Source organism: Paenibacillus sp. LjRoot153 (genome assembly GCF_964253085.1).
In the GTDB taxonomy this organism is placed as follows: domain Bacteria; phylum Bacillota; class Bacilli; order Paenibacillales; family NBRC-103111; genus Paenibacillus_E.
The window spans coordinates 5375543-5393133 of sequence record NZ_CAXUQH020000001.1; the positions used below are offsets into that span (position 1 = coordinate 5375543).

12 protein-coding genes are annotated in these 17591 nt (G+C 45.2%); 8 read left to right on the forward strand and 4 right to left on the reverse strand.

All coding sequences use genetic code 11. The annotated features are described in order from the left end of the window. Positions 1-21: 21 nt before the first annotated feature. From ACSQ8P_RS23415 to ACSQ8P_RS23425, 3 genes are all read right to left on the reverse strand, one after another. Positions 22-5700 carry a family 43 glycosylhydrolase gene (locus tag ACSQ8P_RS23415; RefSeq protein ID WP_436237380.1) on the reverse strand — a complete coding sequence of 1893 codons (5679 nt, stop codon included), beginning with the start codon at positions 5698-5700 and terminating at the stop codon, positions 22-24. Positions 5701-6008: 308 nt separating this feature from the next. Next, complete coding sequence (locus tag ACSQ8P_RS23420; RefSeq protein ID WP_436237381.1) at positions 6009-7211, reverse strand: multidrug effflux MFS transporter; 1203 nt, start codon at positions 7209-7211, stop codon at positions 6009-6011. 262 nt (positions 7212-7473) lie between these two features. Beyond that, positions 7474-7686, reverse strand: a complete 213-nt coding sequence (locus ACSQ8P_RS23425; protein ID WP_436237382.1) for a small, acid-soluble spore protein, alpha/beta type — start codon at positions 7684-7686, stop codon at positions 7474-7476. 414 nt (positions 7687-8100) lie between these two features. On the opposite strand from ACSQ8P_RS23425, the gene ACSQ8P_RS23430 reads away from it, so the two are divergent. From ACSQ8P_RS23430 to ACSQ8P_RS23465, 8 genes are all read left to right on the forward strand, one after another. Next, on the forward strand, positions 8101-8826 hold the full coding sequence (locus ACSQ8P_RS23430) for a pentapeptide repeat-containing protein (RefSeq protein ID WP_436237383.1): 726 nt from the start codon (positions 8101-8103) through the stop codon (positions 8824-8826). Between the two features lie 12 nt (positions 8827-8838). Then, positions 8839-9600, forward strand: coding sequence for an ABC transporter ATP-binding protein (locus ACSQ8P_RS23435; RefSeq protein WP_436237384.1), 762 nt, complete (start codon positions 8839-8841; stop codon positions 9598-9600). Next, the gene (locus ACSQ8P_RS23440) at positions 9601-10368 is read left to right on the forward strand and encodes an ABC transporter permease (protein WP_436237385.1); all 768 of its coding nucleotides are present in this window, start codon (positions 9601-9603) and stop codon (positions 10366-10368) included. Between the two features lie 168 nt (positions 10369-10536). Continuing rightward, complete coding sequence (locus ACSQ8P_RS23445; protein ID WP_056625869.1) at positions 10537-11322, forward strand: hypothetical protein; 786 nt, start codon at positions 10537-10539, stop codon at positions 11320-11322. Continuing rightward, entirely contained in the window at positions 11322-11810 is a 489-nt protein-coding gene (locus ACSQ8P_RS23450) for a hypothetical protein (protein ID WP_436237386.1), read from the forward strand. The genes ACSQ8P_RS23445 and ACSQ8P_RS23450 overlap by 1 nt, the downstream gene beginning before the upstream one ends. Before the next feature lie 141 nt (positions 11811-11951). Next, positions 11952-12803 (forward strand): sugar phosphate isomerase/epimerase family protein, encoded by an 852-nt coding sequence (locus ACSQ8P_RS23455; RefSeq protein ID WP_436237387.1) that lies wholly within the window; start codon positions 11952-11954, stop codon positions 12801-12803. A gap of 15 nt (positions 12804-12818) precedes the next feature. After that, complete coding sequence (gene fdhA / locus ACSQ8P_RS23460; RefSeq protein WP_436237388.1) at positions 12819-14033, forward strand: formaldehyde dehydrogenase, glutathione-independent; 1215 nt, start codon at positions 12819-12821, stop codon at positions 14031-14033. A gap of 202 nt (positions 14034-14235) precedes the next feature. Further along, the gene (locus tag ACSQ8P_RS23465; RefSeq protein WP_436237389.1) at positions 14236-15423 is read left to right on the forward strand and encodes a helix-turn-helix domain-containing protein; all 1188 of its coding nucleotides are present in this window, start codon (positions 14236-14238) and stop codon (positions 15421-15423) included. Between the two features lie 207 nt (positions 15424-15630). On the opposite strand, the gene ACSQ8P_RS23470 is transcribed toward ACSQ8P_RS23465, so the two are convergent. Beyond that, complete coding sequence (locus ACSQ8P_RS23470; protein ID WP_436237390.1) at positions 15631-17562, reverse strand: hypothetical protein; 1932 nt, start codon at positions 17560-17562, stop codon at positions 15631-15633. Positions 17563-17591 lie beyond the last annotated feature (29 nt).

The window sequence follows — 17591 nt, forward strand, 5'->3', positions numbered from 1 at the left end:
CTTCCTCCCTTTCAATCATTCTTATTGCATAATTTCACTAGCAACAATGGAAAGATCTTCGATATCTACTTTGTTATCCTTATTAATATCTGCTTTCGCTGCATCTGCATCCCAGTCCGCATCACCTTGCTGCTTGCCATAAGAAGCCGCCACAATAGCTAAATCCCCGATTGTAACACCAGCACCTGCGCCAATATTCGTATTGATCTTCTTCGCTTCAAAAGCAGTAACGGCCTCTGCCAGATTAGCGATCGCAGCAATCAATTGCCCCTCTGTTGATGCGTTATTGCCAGCGACATGCGCAGCTTGATCAATGGCTGCCTGCAGCGCCGCTTTGGCCCCTGCCGCATAGGAACCATTACGTCCACTTTCAATAGCTTGATCATGCTTCGTTTGAGCAGCAGCAATGTCCGCCAATAGCTCAGCTTTGTATCCCACTGGACTCGATGGCTGTAGAAGCTTAAGAATTAGTCTGTCGATCTCGGCAAAATTCGTCTTTTTCGTTAACTTGATCGTATTCAAACCTTGATTCAAGGTTATCGTGATAGCAGATGGATTGTAACGTCCCCATCCGTATTGTTTGTAATCAATGACTTGATTGGCTCCATCGTTAACGGAAACATCTTGCTGAGCAATAACCGTGCCTCCGGTTCCATTTGCAGCCATGACCGTCATTTGGTAAGTGCCCGCTTCTTCAACGTTCACATGAAATGAGATATAGTCGCTTCCAGCCGTGTCCACATGACCAGCCACTTTACCGCCTGAAGCCTCGTCGGAATTGTTAATTCTCACAGTACCTCCAAGAATGGCATCCTCCGCTTCATAGCTGTACATGGAGATTGACGGTGTACCTGAAGGCTCCTGAATCAATGCCCCATAAGCGGCCGGCGTGCCGAAGTTTGGCGTGCCATCTGGATTCCAAGTAAACTTCTGAGCGCGAACGGAACGATTTCCCCAACTGCCGCCAGATTTAAGATCGGCGTGATACACAATCCAATCCTCCAAACCATCCGGAGACTTCGTAAATGAGTTATGTCCCGGACCGAATGCTCCCGCGGATTTGCTGAATACGGAACCTGATTTCGTCCAAGAAGCTGGATTAAGGACATTTCCATCGGTATTCGTCAACATGCCTAAGTTGTAATTGTCTGTCCAACTGCCGCTTGCCGAATATACGATAAAGATTTTATCGTCCTTCATCAAAATTTCCGGACCCTCATTGATAGTCGGCGTGCCATCAAGCTCCCAAGCTTGATCAGGTGAAGATAACAGTACGCGAGGTCCACTGATCGTCCATGGATCGCTCATCGGCGCGATGTAAATCTTTTGACTCACATTCGTATCGCCTTCCCAACCAGACCATACGAAATACATGGAATTGTCGCTTTTCACTAACACAGTGCCATCAATGGCCCATTTGTCTGAGGCATCGGCAATCTTACCTTTCAACGTATAGCTGCCTTGAGCGTCATCCGTATCGCTTTCTAGCACATACATGCGGTGATTATTGTTGTTGCCGTCATCCGCTGCAAAATAAATGTACCACTTGCCATTGATGCTCTGAATTTCAGGCGCCCATAATCCTTTGGAATACATTTGTCCGCTAGGCGGCGTATAGACCGTAACACGAGGCTCGATTCCGATATCCTGAAGACGTTTCGCTTTCACGACCTGAATCGAAGCATCATTGTCCGATTTAACATAATAATAGTAGCCATCCTTGAAAACTACGCTCGGATCTGCCGAACCAGCCCCGCTTGAGACAGGCACGATCGGGTTCTTGAACTTGCCGCTATTCGTCACCGTGATTACAGCAGAAGCTGTTTTCCCACCAGCTGCCGTGACTGTAATCGTCGCAGTTCCTTTGTTGATCCCTTTCACATTACCACTCGTATCAACTTGCACAGTACCTGTGTGGCTGGAACTCCACGTAAGCAGCTGGTTGGAAGCATCTACGGGTGAAATCGTCGCCGTCAGCTTTTTCGTTTCATCCACTTTTACCGTCAATGCTTGAACATCTAATGAAACAGAGGCTACGCTTTTCCCCGCATAAATAGGGGTTACTGCTTGCTTGGTTAGATTGGTATGTGACCATTTGACATGTAAACTGGCATCACCGCTTGCGTGAACATACTCGACTTTCACCGGGTACTTTTCTCCAGCTGTTAATGCGATCGTACCGTATGTTTCCTTTCTTATGCTGCTTGTTTTGTTAACGACCAATGTTTCGCCAATCCACACTTTAGCAACGTTATCGCTATCCACGTAAATCGTATGCGTCCCTGAATTCGTCGGCTGCACCGATCCCATCCATCGCGTGGAGAAGTGATCCTCACCAATGCCTACGGTTGGGTCTGGCGAACCTGTTCCCTTCTCATTCCCAAGATCGAAATCAATTTTCGGTGTGAACGATGTTTTAGCTAACGTTGTAAAGGTATCGTCCTTGTAGTAGCTCACGTTGAAAACAGGCAGCGTATCGAAAGCTGTTCCTGTTAATGCCTTAATGTCGTTCACATCCCATGGATGTCCGTCTGGATAGGTAATTCCATGGAAAGGCATAGTCGGCTCAGAAGTCAATGGATTCGTATCCGATCCCCAAGGGAAGCGCGTGTTATCTCGGCCGATACCGAATTCCCACATAACGAAACCGATCTCTTTCTGACCGTAGTGTTCCACAATGCCTGGAACCGTTTGCGTCGATCTGTTCATCGCTTCATCCGCAAGAATTCCCTTGCTGACCCCGTAAGGTGTCGGGTAATCGGACTCATATGGATGCCATGTAATAAAGTCTGACGTAGCATCACCGCTAAATTGGCCACCTGTTGAGGATACCGGATGATTGGTATCGATCTCTTTGATCCAAATACGTGCATCATTCATGATCTGCTTCGTGATTTGATCCATAAGTCCGCTCTCGCCATTGCTCGGCTCATTATAAATGTTCCAGAAAGCAATTCGCGAATCATCTTTATGCGCATTGACAATTCCCTGCACATACGCTTTCAATGCATCTTTATTCGCTGCATAGTTGGATTTAACTGCATCACCGGGACCTTCTACCCAACGGCTGTTATGCGCTCCGTATCTTGGTGCTTGTTGAGGTCCCATTTCAGGATAGTCGCCCCAACAATCATCGAAAAAGGCAAGTTCCACTTTGATGCCATGTTTGTCGGCAAGCTGTAAGAAATCTTCCAGATTTGCTAACAACTTCACGCTATCGTCTTCCCACAACAAGTTATGTACAAATACCCGTACAAAATTGATGCCGTACATTTCTGCATAGCCTAATTCGCGATCGTTAATATCATGATCGTATTCGTCCCATTGCTGAATCTGATTCACGACGTTCGTAGGCACGAAAACTGCGCCTTGTACCCAAGACCAGTCGTACGTCGGCATCTGAACTTCGCCTAAGTCTTTGACACTAATATTGTCATAGCTTGTGGCAACATAATGTGCTCTGACACCGATTGCCCCAGTTGTATAGGTCGTATCTACAGCACTTACGATATGCTCGTCATTGATATAGATATCGATATGGCTGCCTACCGCCTTCACCTTCATACGATAGACTGTATTTTGTGTGACAGGGTAAATAATGGAAGCAAGTTCTTTCCAGTTGTTATTCAGTCTCCCCAACTGCACACGCCCATTTGAGGTTAGTCCCGCATAATAGCCTTGTAGGTTATCTCCGCCATTGCTCGGATTCGTAACTCGGAAAATTAAGCCTGCATTATCGTTATTCACACCATTTTTCAACATAATGTCAGCTTCGTATTCAAAGTTAGCGAAAGAAGTGCCATTAGCAACGGACTTAAAGCCAGGACCTTTATCCGTTATTTGATAAGATTTGCTCGCAACATTCCATGTTCCTTGATAAGTCGTCCAGCCATTCGCATTGTCATCGTTAAAATCATCCGAGAATGTGTGACTGACTAACGTGAACGTCGCACTCTGAACCGCGGAATCGAGCATGCCATTTTTTGTTGCAATCGCTTTCACTGTCGTTGTTGCTGTCAAAGTGAGAGGACCGTTAAAGACAGGTGACGCCGCTGTAGGTGTGCTGCCATCGGTCGTGTAGTGAATGTCGGCACCGACTGTCGAGCTCGACATCGTGACGATTTGCGAACTAGGGAAAGTCCCCGAATTCGGATTAATAACCGGTGCTGCAACAGGCAGGACTACATGTGCTAATTGCTTCAATGAAACATTGTCATAAGAGACAGCTAGATCATTGTTCCATGCTCTCAGCCCAACTGCGCCCGCCAAGTACGTTGCATCTGTAAAATCGTAGGCTAACATCTCATTCACGTAAATGTAAAAATGCGTGCCAATTGCAATCACTTTCAGATGATTGTAGTCGTTCGGCTTGACGCCGCTTACAACCGTTGAGACAATCTCTGTCCACGCGCCATTCGTTCCCGCAGCGCTCATCTTACCAATTTGAAGCTTTCCAGCAGCATTCATTCCTGCGTAATACGCATTTATTTTATCCACACCATCAGCTGGCGCCGTTGCTCGGAAAACCACACCGCTATTGGAAGATACGGCATCCTGCGGGTTCATATCGACTTCAAATACAAAATCTTGATAGACCCCTTCCACGACGGATTTTGCTCCTCTTGGATTAACAGCCACATAGTTATAAACGCTTTGCGTTACGGACCATGACGTTGTGACACCGCCCGTTTGGCCCAAATAATTCGTCCAGCCTTGTGCATCGCCATCGTTAAAGTCATCGGTAAACGCTGGCGTACTATCCGCAATAATATAAGAGGACGTCACCACGCTCGAGACCATTTCACCTGCTTTTTCCGCATAAGCTTTCATAATCACATCCGATGTCACCACGATAGGTGACGTATAGATTGGAGAAGTTGCATTCGGCAGTGTGCCATCAAGCGTATATCGGATCGTTGCCCCTGCGCTTGGCGTTGTGAGTGCAACATGCTGCTCACTGTTGTAAACACCAGCAGGTATATCGAACACCGGAGCAGCTGTCTCTGTGGTCGCATACTCTTTGACCTCGAGATTATCAAAGTTCGTTGTCCCCCACCACGTTCGAAGACCAATTGCGCCGGAAGAAGTAATTTGTTTGCCGTCATTATCAACAAAGTCAATCTTCGGCGTTATCATATCATCGACAAACACTTGAATGTGATTGCCTACCGCGACTACTTTCATATGACCGCTTGCATAAGGATAAGATACTTCTTGCAATTGTTTATACTCATTGCCGCCCGCGCCTACAACCCTGGAGAGCATAATCTTTTTATCTACACGCAATGCAGCAAAGTAGCCATTATATCCGTCTGCCACATCACCCGTAGCTCCAGTGACCCGAAATAGCAGCCCTGATTGATCTGAATTGATACCGGATACCTGGAGATCCGCTTCATAAACTAAATCTTTAAAATTGGTATTCTGAAACACAGTTTTGGAGCCTGGGGCTCCAGTCGTTCTATACTGATTCGCTGCATTGACTGTCCAAGACCCTCTATTCCCTGCATTTTCAGACCCATAAGTTGTCCAACCGTCTGCTAGTCCATCATTGAAATCCTCCCTAAACACAGGCAATGGATCACCCACTGCTGCTGTTACGGACGCAGCAGGCAACAACGAAACTGTCATACATAAAATCAGCATATACGCCCAAGCTTGTCGAATCTGTTTGCGATGAAAAGCCATTACACATTTCAAACGATTTCCTCCCTCTAAAATCAACAATGTCATTAATGCTTATCTTTATTTTGACCGATGAACACTTCCATGTATTTAGATTATTTGGCATTCCTTTATACTTTTCCGACAATTCGCAAAAAAAGAGCCCAACCATCTAATTCTGTGGTTGGGCTAAAGTGCAACTATTAATATTCCATATTAATTCAAAAACGGAGCCCGCAAACCCGCGGCGCTCCGTTTTTGATTGTTTAGAATTGTTTAGAACTATCTGTTTGTTCAACTTTCCTTAGATCTTGGATACATGCAACCTCTCATTTGGGTATCCCTCAAGCCGCCTCTTTCGATCCTTTTTTTACTAAAAGGAAGTAAGACAGCATCGCTGCAGCGCTAGTTGTTAAAATAATGACCCCCAGTGGAACAGCTGTATGTTCCCCGGCGATGCCAACAAGCGGAGAAACGACCGCACCGAGCAAAAAGGGAATGACGCCCATCAACGCAGCCGCACTGCCCGCCATATGCGCCTGGCTCTCCATCGCAAGCGGAAAAGCTGCCGTGGATGTAATGCCGATGGACCCTACAAAGAAAACGAGCGGAATCACGAGTGCGTACAACGGGCCGTGAAAAATAGCCACCAATAAGACAGTGATGCTGGCAGCGCCAGCAAGCCATAGACCAAACAGCAGGAAGAACTGCTCCGATACACGGTGAGCCATCCGACCAACCAACTGAGAACCGATTATCAAGGTGATGCCGTTGGATCCGAACAACAGTGCAAATACCGTAGGGGAAACCCCGTAAATATTTTGATAAATAAAAGGTGTACCAGAAACGTAAGCGAAGACCCCCGCGATCATAACCCCTTGCGCGAGCATATAGCCTGCAAATGAGCGGTCGCGTAAAAGCGATCCATAGTTTCGTAGTTGCTGCGCAAAATTGCTAGGACTGCGGCGCTCGACAGGCAGCGTTTCTTTGAGTCTCCATTTTGTCATGGCAAGAAGGAAGGTCCCAAATAGCGCCAATGCGATAAAGACGCCAACCCAGCTGGTGATCGCTAGTACACCGCTTCCCGTCACTGGTGCCACAAGCGGGCCCAAGTTCCCGACAAGCAAAAGCATCGAGAAAAATTTGGTAAGCTCGTGGCCGCTATACATGTCGCGTGCAATTGCCCGGGAAATGACAATGCCCGCCGACGCAACAAACCCCTGCACAAGCCGTGCAAGGATTAGCAGCCATATACTCGGAGCAATCGCGCAAGCTATTGATGCCACAACATAGAGAGCCATGGAAATGAGCAGTGGCTTGCGCCTGCCGTAGACGTCGCTGAGCGAACCCATGACCATTTGGCCGACACCAAGTCCCAGTAAACAGGCGGTTAAGCTGAGCTGGACGAGGGAAGCTGTCGTATCGAATTGCTCCACAATCTGAGGAAAGGCCGGTAAATACATATCAATGGTAAATGGCCCGAGTGTCGAAAATAAACCTAGCAGCAGCGCTAAGCGAACGGCATGCTGTTTGTTCTTGTTGGTCATCGTATGAGGTTCTCCTATTCTTCCTTCCATATCCGGGAATCTTATCTGTATTTGGTTACACCATAACATAACTGTATTGTTTTTGACAACAGTTAAATCATTCAAATGGCTTTACCAAAACTCAAATAGCGCGTACCGATTGCTTATCGGCACGCGCTGAGATCTTGAAAGGTTATACCAAGATAAATTAAAAAAGACTGCATTCACCCAAGGAGGAATAGGTGCTTGTAGTCTTTTGAGATTGCCTGCAATTACCTTCAACTTAGCGTCTGAAGCTTCCTGCCGATCCAGAAAGTTGTTGTTCTGCGATTTGCACTAACCGCTTAGTAATGTTGCCACCAATGGAGCCAGCATCGCGTGATGCGAGGTTTCCATTGTATGCTTGCAGCTGAATCCCTAACTCTTGTGCTACCTCAAACTTCAGTTGATCCATTGCTGCTTTTGCTTGTGGAACTGCCAATGTGTTGTTAGCCATAATGTTATTCACTCCTTTTCTTGGTGTGTTATTATCATGCGGAGTTTAAAGAATATTATGCATGCGTTAAATTTTTTTTGCTTTTCATCCATTTACATTTATACCGATGCCTACACCGATATATAAGTCGGAGTGAGCATCGGTATATTTATGTTCTTTATACTTGCTGAAAAAGTACGAAAATAGAGAATGAATCCGTTAGATATCGTTATGAATATAATTTAACAAACAAAGTATTTTATTTAAAATACTACCTTGACAGTCATAGTAGTGTGTCGTATTATAAAGAAGTAAATTGATTACATGAGCGAGAACAAAATTACATCCGACCTGCTAAACGGACATACGCAACAAAAACAATTGGGAATATTCGAAGCGCGTACTAAAAAATTTATTTAAAGGAGATTTGATGATATGAATCCGAAATTAACGAACCATTTGAACAACGGCAACATCGAACAAACGATCCTCGAGATCGCCAACCTCTCCCGCTCGCTGGAAAGGCAAGTAGTGACAAACTTTAGCGGGAGCAACCTTGCGAAAAGCGACTTTGCAGGCGTTAGGGCCCATAAAGGACAGTTTAATGGCAGCGCATTGCACGGTTCCGACTTTGCTGGCGCAGATTTGACCGGCAGTTCGTTTAAGGGCAGCGACGTACGTGAAGCCAATTTTGACAGCGCGAATCTGACGGACTCCAGCTTCTCCGCGCTTGACCTGACAAATGCAAGCTTCAATAAGGCGATCCTCGTAAGAACCAATTTCAGCAGATCGGGGCTTGACGGTGTCAAATTCACAGATGTAAGACTGACAGACGTGAAGTTAATGACGACCGATCTTAGAAAAACGACTTTTGAAGGTTGTATATTCGATGGGGTTAACTTCAGTTACTCTGATTTGAGTGGGTTGTGTTTTGACGGATTGACTTTTATCGGTGTTAAGTTTGACAAAGCGGCATTAACCGGAGTTTCGTTCAAGGGAGCAACACTCAGAAATGTGTCTTTTCTTTCAGGTTTTACGTTGACTAAGAAATATTATCGCGTTATTAAAAAGGTCAGCTTTGACGGAGCGATGATGGATAAGTTGACTTATGCCTCTCTTAAGGGCATGGAAGTCGATCTGTCAAAGGTTACCTTAATTTAAGGGGGGATTCATATGCAAAATACTTCAATTAAAGTGATTGGTCTGCAAAAGTCCTACAAGCAGCATCAAGTCTTAAAGGGCGTGGATTTCGAGGTTGAAAAAGGTAGTATTTTCGCCCTGCTCGGCTCCAACGGTGCTGGCAAGACAACGGTTGTCAAAATCCTCACCACGCTGCTTAAACAAGACAGCGGAACGGCCATCGTTAACGGATTCGATGTTGCGTCAAAACCCGATCATGTGCGGCAGGCAATCTCTCTGACAGGGCAATTTGCCGCGGTGGACGAAATTTTGACCGGACGAGAAAATCTGATCATGATTGCGAAGCTGCGATACCTCAAGAATCCGCGTCAGGTTGCGGACGACTTGCTTAAACGCTTCGACTTGACAGACGCCGCCGACCGTAGGGCGTCTACGTATTCGGGTGGTATGCGTCGCAGGCTAGACATCGCCTTGAGCCTTGTGGGTAATCCGCAGATCATTTTCCTCGACGAGCCGACGACTGGGCTTGATCCCGAGGCGCGCATCGAGGTTTGGAAGATTGTTAAGGAGCTGGCGAGCGGCGGCACGACGGTGCTCTTAACCACGCAGTATTTGGAGGAAGCTGAACAGCTTGCCGACCGAATTGCCATTCTGCATGAGGGTAGGATTATCGCCAGCGGCACACTCGCGGATCTAAAAAAGCTGTTCCCAACCGCAAAGGTGGAATATGTTGAAAAACAGCCGTCATTAGAGGACATCTTCCTCTCCATCGTCGGCAAAAAGGAGGCGAAGTAAATGGAAACGGCAAAAAATCATTTTTTCACCGATATTAGCGTTATGCTTGGACGTTCCATGCGCCATATTTTCCGCAGTTTGGACACCATCATCACGGTCTGCATCACGCCAATTGCCATGATGCTGCTGTTCGTCTATGTGTTAGGCGGCGCCATTCAAACTGGAACGGATAACTATGTGAATTACCTGTTGCCAGGCATACTGCTTATGGCGATCGCAAGCGGCATAGCCTATACGTCTTACCGCCTGTTTATGGATAAGCAGCGAGGCATATTCGAGCGGTTTCACACCATGCCGATTTCACGTTCCGCCTTGCTTTGGGGACATGTGCTGACCTCTCTGGTGTCCAACGCCATATCACTAATCGTCATCATTCTTGTAGCGTTGATTATGGGTTTTCGTTCGTCCGCGGGGATACTGCCTTGGCTTGCCGTAGTAGGCATACTCGCGTTGTTTACACTGGCCTTAACTTGGGTCGCGGCGATTGCCGGACTGTCCGCAAAAACGATTGAAGGTGCAAGCGCATTTTCCTATCCACTTATCTTCCTGCCATTTATCAGTTCGGCGTTTGTGCCAACCGAGTCGATGCCATCGGTCGTTCGCGCCTTTGCCGAAAACCAGCCGGTAACCTCGATCGTGAACGCCATCCGTGCACTACTGGCAAATCAACCGGTAGGCAATGAGATATGGGTCGCTCTTGCGTGGTGCGTCGGGATTTTGTTGGTTGCCTATTTCTTTGCCATGAGGGTTTATAAAAATCGGGTTTAAAAAAATATTACGCTTAAAGCTGAAGCACCTAAGTGGTGCTTTTTTATTTTGCCTTACGACTCATTTTAAAATAGAAAACAGACCTAATCGGGCTCGAGATCAAGTATAAACTGTAACAATTGTACAAATTATATATGCAAACTGATATTCGTGGATAGAGGTCAAAAAATGAATAACTTCCGTAACAAATATAGAAATCGTTATTATCTAGCCAATGTTACTTCGTTCGGTACAATCCAACTTCATCAACGAAATCCTCTGATAATTGCTTTATGGTCAGTTGCGTTCCCTGGATTCGGTCACCTCTTAGTACACAAATTTATCACTGGCTTTGCATTGTTTTTTTGGGAATTTTATATCAACCAATTAACCCAACTTAATACAGCCATGATGCACTCGTTTAACGGCGATTTTGCCCAAGCAAAGGCTGTATTAAACGAAAAGTACATATACCTCTATATTCCCGTTTATTTGTTTGCAATTTGGGATAGCTACCGAACTACTGTCGATGGAAATAAGCTCCACCTGCTGGCGAAAAGGGAAAATGCCAGATATCCAAGCTTCTCGGTGAGCCCTTTCGAGATGAACTATTTGGACAAGAAAAAGCCATGGCTTGCATTGGTTTGGTCGATGACAATCCCAAGTCTCGGGCAACTGTATATTCATCGGATCTTAGGAGCTTCTTTAACACTTTTAATGACCATGTTTATTGTTATTCATTCCAACATGATTGAAGGATTTCATTATTTTTTTCTAGGGAACTTTCCTAAATCAAGAGAAATTATGGGAGCTCAGTGGTTCCTTTACTTCCCATCGATTTATTTCTTTGGTTTGTATGATTCCTACTCAAATGCCGTAGAGCTAAACAAATTGTTTGATTGTGAACAAGCCGATTTCTTGAAAAGAGAATATCAATCGCCGAACTTTGTTTTACAGAAAGGAGAAAAAATCTAATGGGCATACAATTCTTCTCTACATTTCAGCATTCACACTATGTAGAGCTTGCTATAAGTAAACTTAAAGAAAATGAGGTCGTCAATATCTACGCTGTTCCACTTGATAATCGTTCAATCGATATGAAACTGATTGATACAATGCACGGTACAGACGGAACCTCGTTAGTCGATATTGGACTTATACTTGCCATGATGGGCGGGACGATTGGGGTATCTAGAGGATTTGTTCTCTACTGGGGTCCCGTATTCTGGGGGCTAATTGGAGCAGCTAGCGGTTTTACGATCGGTTTTTTATACGATTTTACAAAAAATTTAATTAAACGAAAAAAGATCAGAACTGCGAAGACGAAAAAAGGTGAAGTTATATTAATTGTCCAATGTACAAATGAGCAATCTCAGTTTGTGGAGCAGACTCTGTGGGGGAACTTGGCACTAGGAGTTGCCAAAACACGAATGCAAACTACGCAACTCGAGTTAAATTCATGATTCAACCACCTTTGTTTTTAAAATAGCAGGATTACATGATAAATAAGCAAGATTCATACTTCATCCTTTAATGAATTAAACTTAAACTAAAGAATATGTATTGGATTACCATTTCATGATATCGAGATGAGAGGTGGAAACATGAATAATCAATTAGATGTTCAAATGTCCTGGTGGGCGATGGGTAATTTGAATATCTTTAAAGGAAACGTACCAACGGACGAAGAGAAAATAGCCTTAATCGCTACGAGTGGTTTTGACGGCGTTAATGGATTCCTTCCTTCACCTGAAAAAGCTGATTATTGGAAGCATCTTTTAGCCAAGCATGACTTGTCATTTAGTGTAAACGCTTACCCTACCTCCTATGAAGATATGGCTGTTTTCCTTGAAAGAGCAAAAGCCTTTGGCGGTATTGATTTTATTAATGCACAAGTCATGCAGCCGTTTCTGACGGGGCAATCTGCCATTGAACTCTTGAAGGGCATACAGCAACTATCCAGGGATGCGGGCATACCTGTTTTCATTGAAACACATAGGGGAACGATTATTCAAGATTTGATGCGTACCGTTGAATACGTTAGGGAACTAGAGTCTCTGCCTTTAACCATCGACTTTTCTCATTACATCGTCGCCGGGGAAATGCATACCGTTTCTCAAAAAGCGGACGAGTTACTCCATGCACTACTTTCGAACACTTCTAGCATACATACGAGGATATCCAACGGAGAACAAATACAGATTGACCCTGGTGAGGAAAAAAGTCACCCCATGTTCTCCCATTTTGTTAAATGGTGGGGATCGGGGATGAAACATTGGATGCAGCAAGCTAACAGAAGTGATGTATTTCCGGTCGTTATTGAATTAGGTCCACCTCCCTATGCAATTACATCCAATGAGTCAAGCGGAAGGAATCAAGAAATTAGTGATCGCTGGCAGCAATCTCTGTATTTACAACATGTAGTAAGAGAACTTTGGAGCACGATCATTCGATAATGGGAGGTAACGAAAATGTCGGGAAATAGAGCTGTTGTCTATAGTAAACCAGGTAGTGTAGAGGTTAGAAATACGGATTATCCTGATTTAGTGCTTAAAGATGGCCCAGGCGTAAATCCATTGAATGTAGGACGTAAATGTGAGCATGGCGTCATCCTTAAAGTCATTACTACGAATATTTGCGGCAGCGACCAGCACATGGTTAGAGGTAGAACAACCGCACCATCAGGCCTCATTTTAGGTCATGAAATTACTGGCGAGGTTATTGAAGTTGGACGTGATGTGGAATTTATCAAAAAAGGAGATCTCGTCTCCGTCCCTTTCAATATCGCATGCGGTCGTTGTCGGAGCTGTAAAGAACGTAATACCAATGTATGTCTAAACGTTAATCCGGATCGCCCTGGCTCCGCATATGGCTATGTCGATATGGGAGGTTGGGTCGGAGGGCAATCTGAATATGTGATGGTGCCATATGCAGATTTTCAATTATTAAAGTTTCCGAATAAAGAACAAGCGATGGAAAAAATTCTTGATTTAACGATGCTTTCTGATATTTTCCCAACTGGTTATCATGGTGCTATTAGCGCTGGAGTTCGTCCAGGTTCAACGGTTTATGTTGCAGGTGCAGGTCCAGTAGGTCTTGCTGCCGCTCACTCTGCTCAGTTATTGGGGGCAGCCGTTGTTATTGTTGGCGATTTAAATGCGGAGCGACTTGCTCAAGCGAAAAGTTTTGGTTGCGAAACCGTTAATCTAAGTGAGAATGGTGACCTTGCTGGACAAATCGATCAAATATTAGGCATTCCTGAAGTGGATTCAGCGATTGACTGCGTAGGTTTTGAAGCTCATGGACATGGGAAATCTCACGGTGAAGCGCCAGCTACCGTGTTGAATTCCATTATGGAAGTGACACGCGCGGGAGGAAGCTTGGGAATTCCAGGACTTTATGTGACTGGAGATCCAGGTGCGATTGACGAAGATTCCAAAATTGGTACACTCAAAATTCGTTTTGGGCTCGGTTGGGCAAAATCACATACCTTCGTTACAGGCCAGACACCCGTCATGAAATACCATAGAGATTTGATGATGGCTATTCTTAGTGGCAGAGCACAAATTGCAAAAGCTGTAAATGCAACCCTTATTTCATTAAATGATGCTCCGAAGGCCTATCAAGATTTTGATCGTGGCGTTTCACGTAAATTTGTTATTGATCCACATGGCCTTGTTAAATAGTTTATCCCCAAGGAACAAAGTAGGTAGGTTATAGAAACTACCTACTTTGTTTTTTTGTATTTTCTGGAAAGGCAGGTTGCAATAGCTCTGCTGAATCTACTTCCTATTTGAGGCGGTGTGTTCTGAATTGAGCTGCACATTGAATTGTCATTTGAACAAATGTAATATGGGAGTTATCTGAGCAAGTTTATGGAGGATATGCATGAGGTCCGTTGAGGAGAAAGCACAATGCTTTCATTATTTGCATGGGATTGATATCCTTGGAGCTGATCAGGATGGGCAGCTTCTGTTCGCATGTATCCACCCGGATAGGCAAAAGCTGCACGCCAACGCACCGTTAATGTTGAAAGAGATGATGGGTGAAATGTCCCGTGTTGATCATCCATTCTTTACATTTTGGACTCCTGATTCATGTTTGTTTCATGTCCTGACGATTCGAATAGAGAGCGAGAAGTTTATCCTCCTACTAGGACCTATTGGGCTTACGTCCCCTGAAAGCACTTACGATAAGCTGATCCCTTCCAAAAATAGAAAAGAACTTGAATATCTGGGCCGATTATTTTATTGGCTGTTCGTCAAAGAAGTAAGTGGAATACCGCGTCCCGTAACATACACCATCACGAATACCCCATCATTTCACGTCATTCCAGAGATTTCTCTTGTCAATCTCTATTACGAGCAAGAACCTGTTCACATTACGCTTGAGGAATACAAACGGTTAAAAGAAAAAATGCAGACAGGCGATGCCTCCATTGTTCAAAGTCATTTGGACGCCATGTCCAGCTTCCAAGAAGGCGTCAACCGTTTCGAGCTTGCTAGCGGAGATGTTCTTCGATCAGCCAAAAATCATTTCATCTCCACCTGTGCGATCGTATGCCAAATTGCGGTGGAAAGCGGTGTAGAAAATGAGTTTGCCAGAACGCTTGCCTACAAATTAATCGTTCAGGCAGAGGATTTAAGCTCAAGAGCTGAAATTGTACTGCTTCTGAAAGAAATGATTCTACAATTCACCGCGGCCATCAAACAATTTGCCAATCCGCAATACACCTCATTAGTGAGAGATATCATTCACTATATGCATATGCACTTTTTCGAAAAAATCACATTGAATGAAGTCGCTGATAAATTCGGCAAGCATCCTTCTTATATATCGAATAAGATCAATCTCGAAACGGGACTATCATTTAGTGATAATTTGAATGAAATTCGAATTACCGAGAGCAAGAGACTTCTGACAGCTTCTCGAAAGTCAATCCATGCAATTGCTGTCGCCGTCGGCTTTGACTATCAAAACCATTTCTCGAAAGTGTTTAAGAAAATAACGGGTGTCACACCGTCGCAATATCGGAATAAGCAGAGAGTGACTTCATCCGAGCTTCTCGGCAAATAAAAAAGCGAGGCTCTACGCCTCGCTTTTTCCTTATAGTCTTATTGAAGCTCTCTGGCCGCTCTTCCTGCATTTGATCGTGATAATAGATATAACTTGCCGCCATGTCCGGCTTTAATCTTGCGGTGCGAAAGATTTCTTCCATTCCAACTTTCAACTGAGAAAAGTAAAGATGTCTCTGCAATTGCAGTCTCCTTTCGCACGTCTAGATTATGGCTTTCTACCTTCTAGCAGGACGTCTTTTTCGCGATCTGCCCAAGGCATATCATAGGATGGGGCATTTACATATCGGTTCATAATCAAAAGCAATGAAACACCTGTCCCTGCAGGAAGATCGACTTGCAGCCATTTATGGTTAACCGCTGTCATCTCCATGCTTGCATTTACCGCTTCTACGAAGTAAACCTCTTTAAATTGATGTTCCCCGAATGTCCCTGCCTGAATGATGACAGAGCGGTTGTCGAACTGACTTGTATTTACGAGTTCTAACGATACAGATTGTGATGTAAGATCTGATACTAACGCAGCGACCGATTCAGGCAGACCTGGACGTTTCGCATCCGCATCATAGTATCTCACTCTCGCATGCTGCAAGCCGCCGTGCGAAATATGCATAGGACCGCCTAACGTCAATTGGACGAGACTTTCCATGTAGATCGGGCACATTTCTTGCCATATGTGAATGCTGGAAAAATCATCATCGCTGAATTGATTCGCCCAGTTATATGGATTGCCCGCTTCAGAACGCATTTTGTCCAACTGCTGCGCGACCAAGTCAACGTTCGCATCGAGAATCTTCTGCGGATAATCTGGATTAAGCCCGCGAATAAATTGGAACCAAGGCTGTGTATTACCGATGTAATGCTTCGTATTTCTCTTCGTTTTCTTGTCTGTGCCGGAGAGCTTCGGAATGATCACCTGATTCCAGTTATGGTCTTTCGGTATACGGTCAATACGTTCCAAATCTTCGTCCGCCATCGACATCGTCCACAAATAGACAGGGTATTGCGGTGCCGCTTTCCGATAATCCGTCCAGCCAGCGTCAAAACGTTTATACGGAACGCGAACCTCGCCGTCCTGCTCCTCACGCAGCGCCCAGTTCTCATCCAATTGTTGACGTGCCAAATCAAGCATCTTCATATCGCCTGTTAGCAGCGCAGCATTCATGCAAGCATTCGTTAATGGCTCAATGATCGTCATGAACCCATGCGGCCAGCGCCAGCCGTAATAGCCCCCCCACCATTTGCCGTCGTTATATTCACCGATTTCGCCGGTCAATCCGACATTATCCGGAATGATGCCACCGTTTTGCTTCGTTCGTTCCTGCCAAGCAGCCAAATAATCCAGCACCCAGTTGCGATATTTCTCTTCGCCAGTATGAAGGAATGCGTTGGTCACCAGCCCCGTCGCGTTGAGGTTCAACGGTACATCGCCGCGCGTCATGCGTTCATTCATCATGCGGATAATGTTCGCATACACCTCATCGTTCGACCATGCACATTTGCCGCTAGCAAAATCCACGCCTGGAATATCTTCGTACGGCGCCAAATAATCATCCAAAATGCCACGGTGCGTGCTCCAATCTTCTTCCGTCAGCTCGAAGCGCGGCCCCGTGCTCCCTGAAATAGCCGAACGGATCAGCTTGTGCTCCTTGTCGTAATTGAGCGCCTCTTTGTCTTCGCCCGTGTACATCCCAGCGAATCGAACAGCTCGTTGGCGATCCTTTAACGTAACTGGTCCCGCAAGTCCAAGGAAGTACGTGAACAAATATCCCTCTCCATGATGCATCCAATCATAATAAGCATCAAACTCACGGTGAATTTGACCGTATTCCGTCCACTGCCACGTAATCCCTTCCCAGATTTTACGCGCAAGACCATGTAACTCACTGCTTCCGCCGAGCATATAGAGCAGCGCCAGATTCATAAATCCTTCATATGGATCGTCCGAGCCATCCATCCCTGGCCAATCTTCTCGCCAAATTAATGTGCCGTCCGGCCGCGTATAGCGTTCCACAAATTCAAAAGCAGCTTTATTCAATTGATCGATCAGCAGTCGTTCCGTTAGTGCCCAGTGCGGCGGAACCACTTGACGCTTAGCGGCAATACGTGGAATCGCTTGATCCGAGTTAGGCGTTGACACGGTTATCACTCCTTTGATCTATGTTAATA

Excerpts from the sequence above, each read along its gene's own strand:
- ACSQ8P_RS23440 (WP_436237385.1), top strand. The coding sequence starts at position 9,601 with ATGGAAACGGCAAAAAATCATTTTTTCACCGATATTAGCGTTATGCTT.
- ACSQ8P_RS23445 (WP_056625869.1), top strand. The coding sequence starts at position 10,537 with ATGAATAACTTCCGTAACAAATATAGAAATCGTTATTATCTAGCCAAT.
- ACSQ8P_RS23455 (WP_436237387.1), top strand. The coding sequence starts at position 11,952 with ATGAATAATCAATTAGATGTTCAAATGTCCTGGTGGGCGATGGGTAAT.
- ACSQ8P_RS23450 (WP_436237386.1), top strand. The coding sequence starts at position 11,322 with ATGGGCATACAATTCTTCTCTACATTTCAGCATTCACACTATGTAGAG.
- fdhA (WP_436237388.1), top strand. The coding sequence starts at position 12,819 with ATGTCGGGAAATAGAGCTGTTGTCTATAGTAAACCAGGTAGTGTAGAG.
- ACSQ8P_RS23425 (WP_436237382.1), bottom strand. The coding sequence starts at position 7,686 with ATGGCTAACAACACATTGGCAGTTCCACAAGCAAAAGCAGCAATGGAT.
- ACSQ8P_RS23420 (WP_436237381.1), bottom strand. The coding sequence starts at position 7,211 with ATGACCAACAAGAACAAACAGCATGCCGTTCGCTTAGCGCTGCTGCTA.
- ACSQ8P_RS23435 (WP_436237384.1), top strand. The coding sequence starts at position 8,839 with ATGCAAAATACTTCAATTAAAGTGATTGGTCTGCAAAAGTCCTACAAG.
- ACSQ8P_RS23465 (WP_436237389.1), top strand. The coding sequence starts at position 14,236 with ATGAGGTCCGTTGAGGAGAAAGCACAATGCTTTCATTATTTGCATGGG.
- ACSQ8P_RS23430 (WP_436237383.1), top strand. The coding sequence starts at position 8,101 with ATGAATCCGAAATTAACGAACCATTTGAACAACGGCAACATCGAACAA.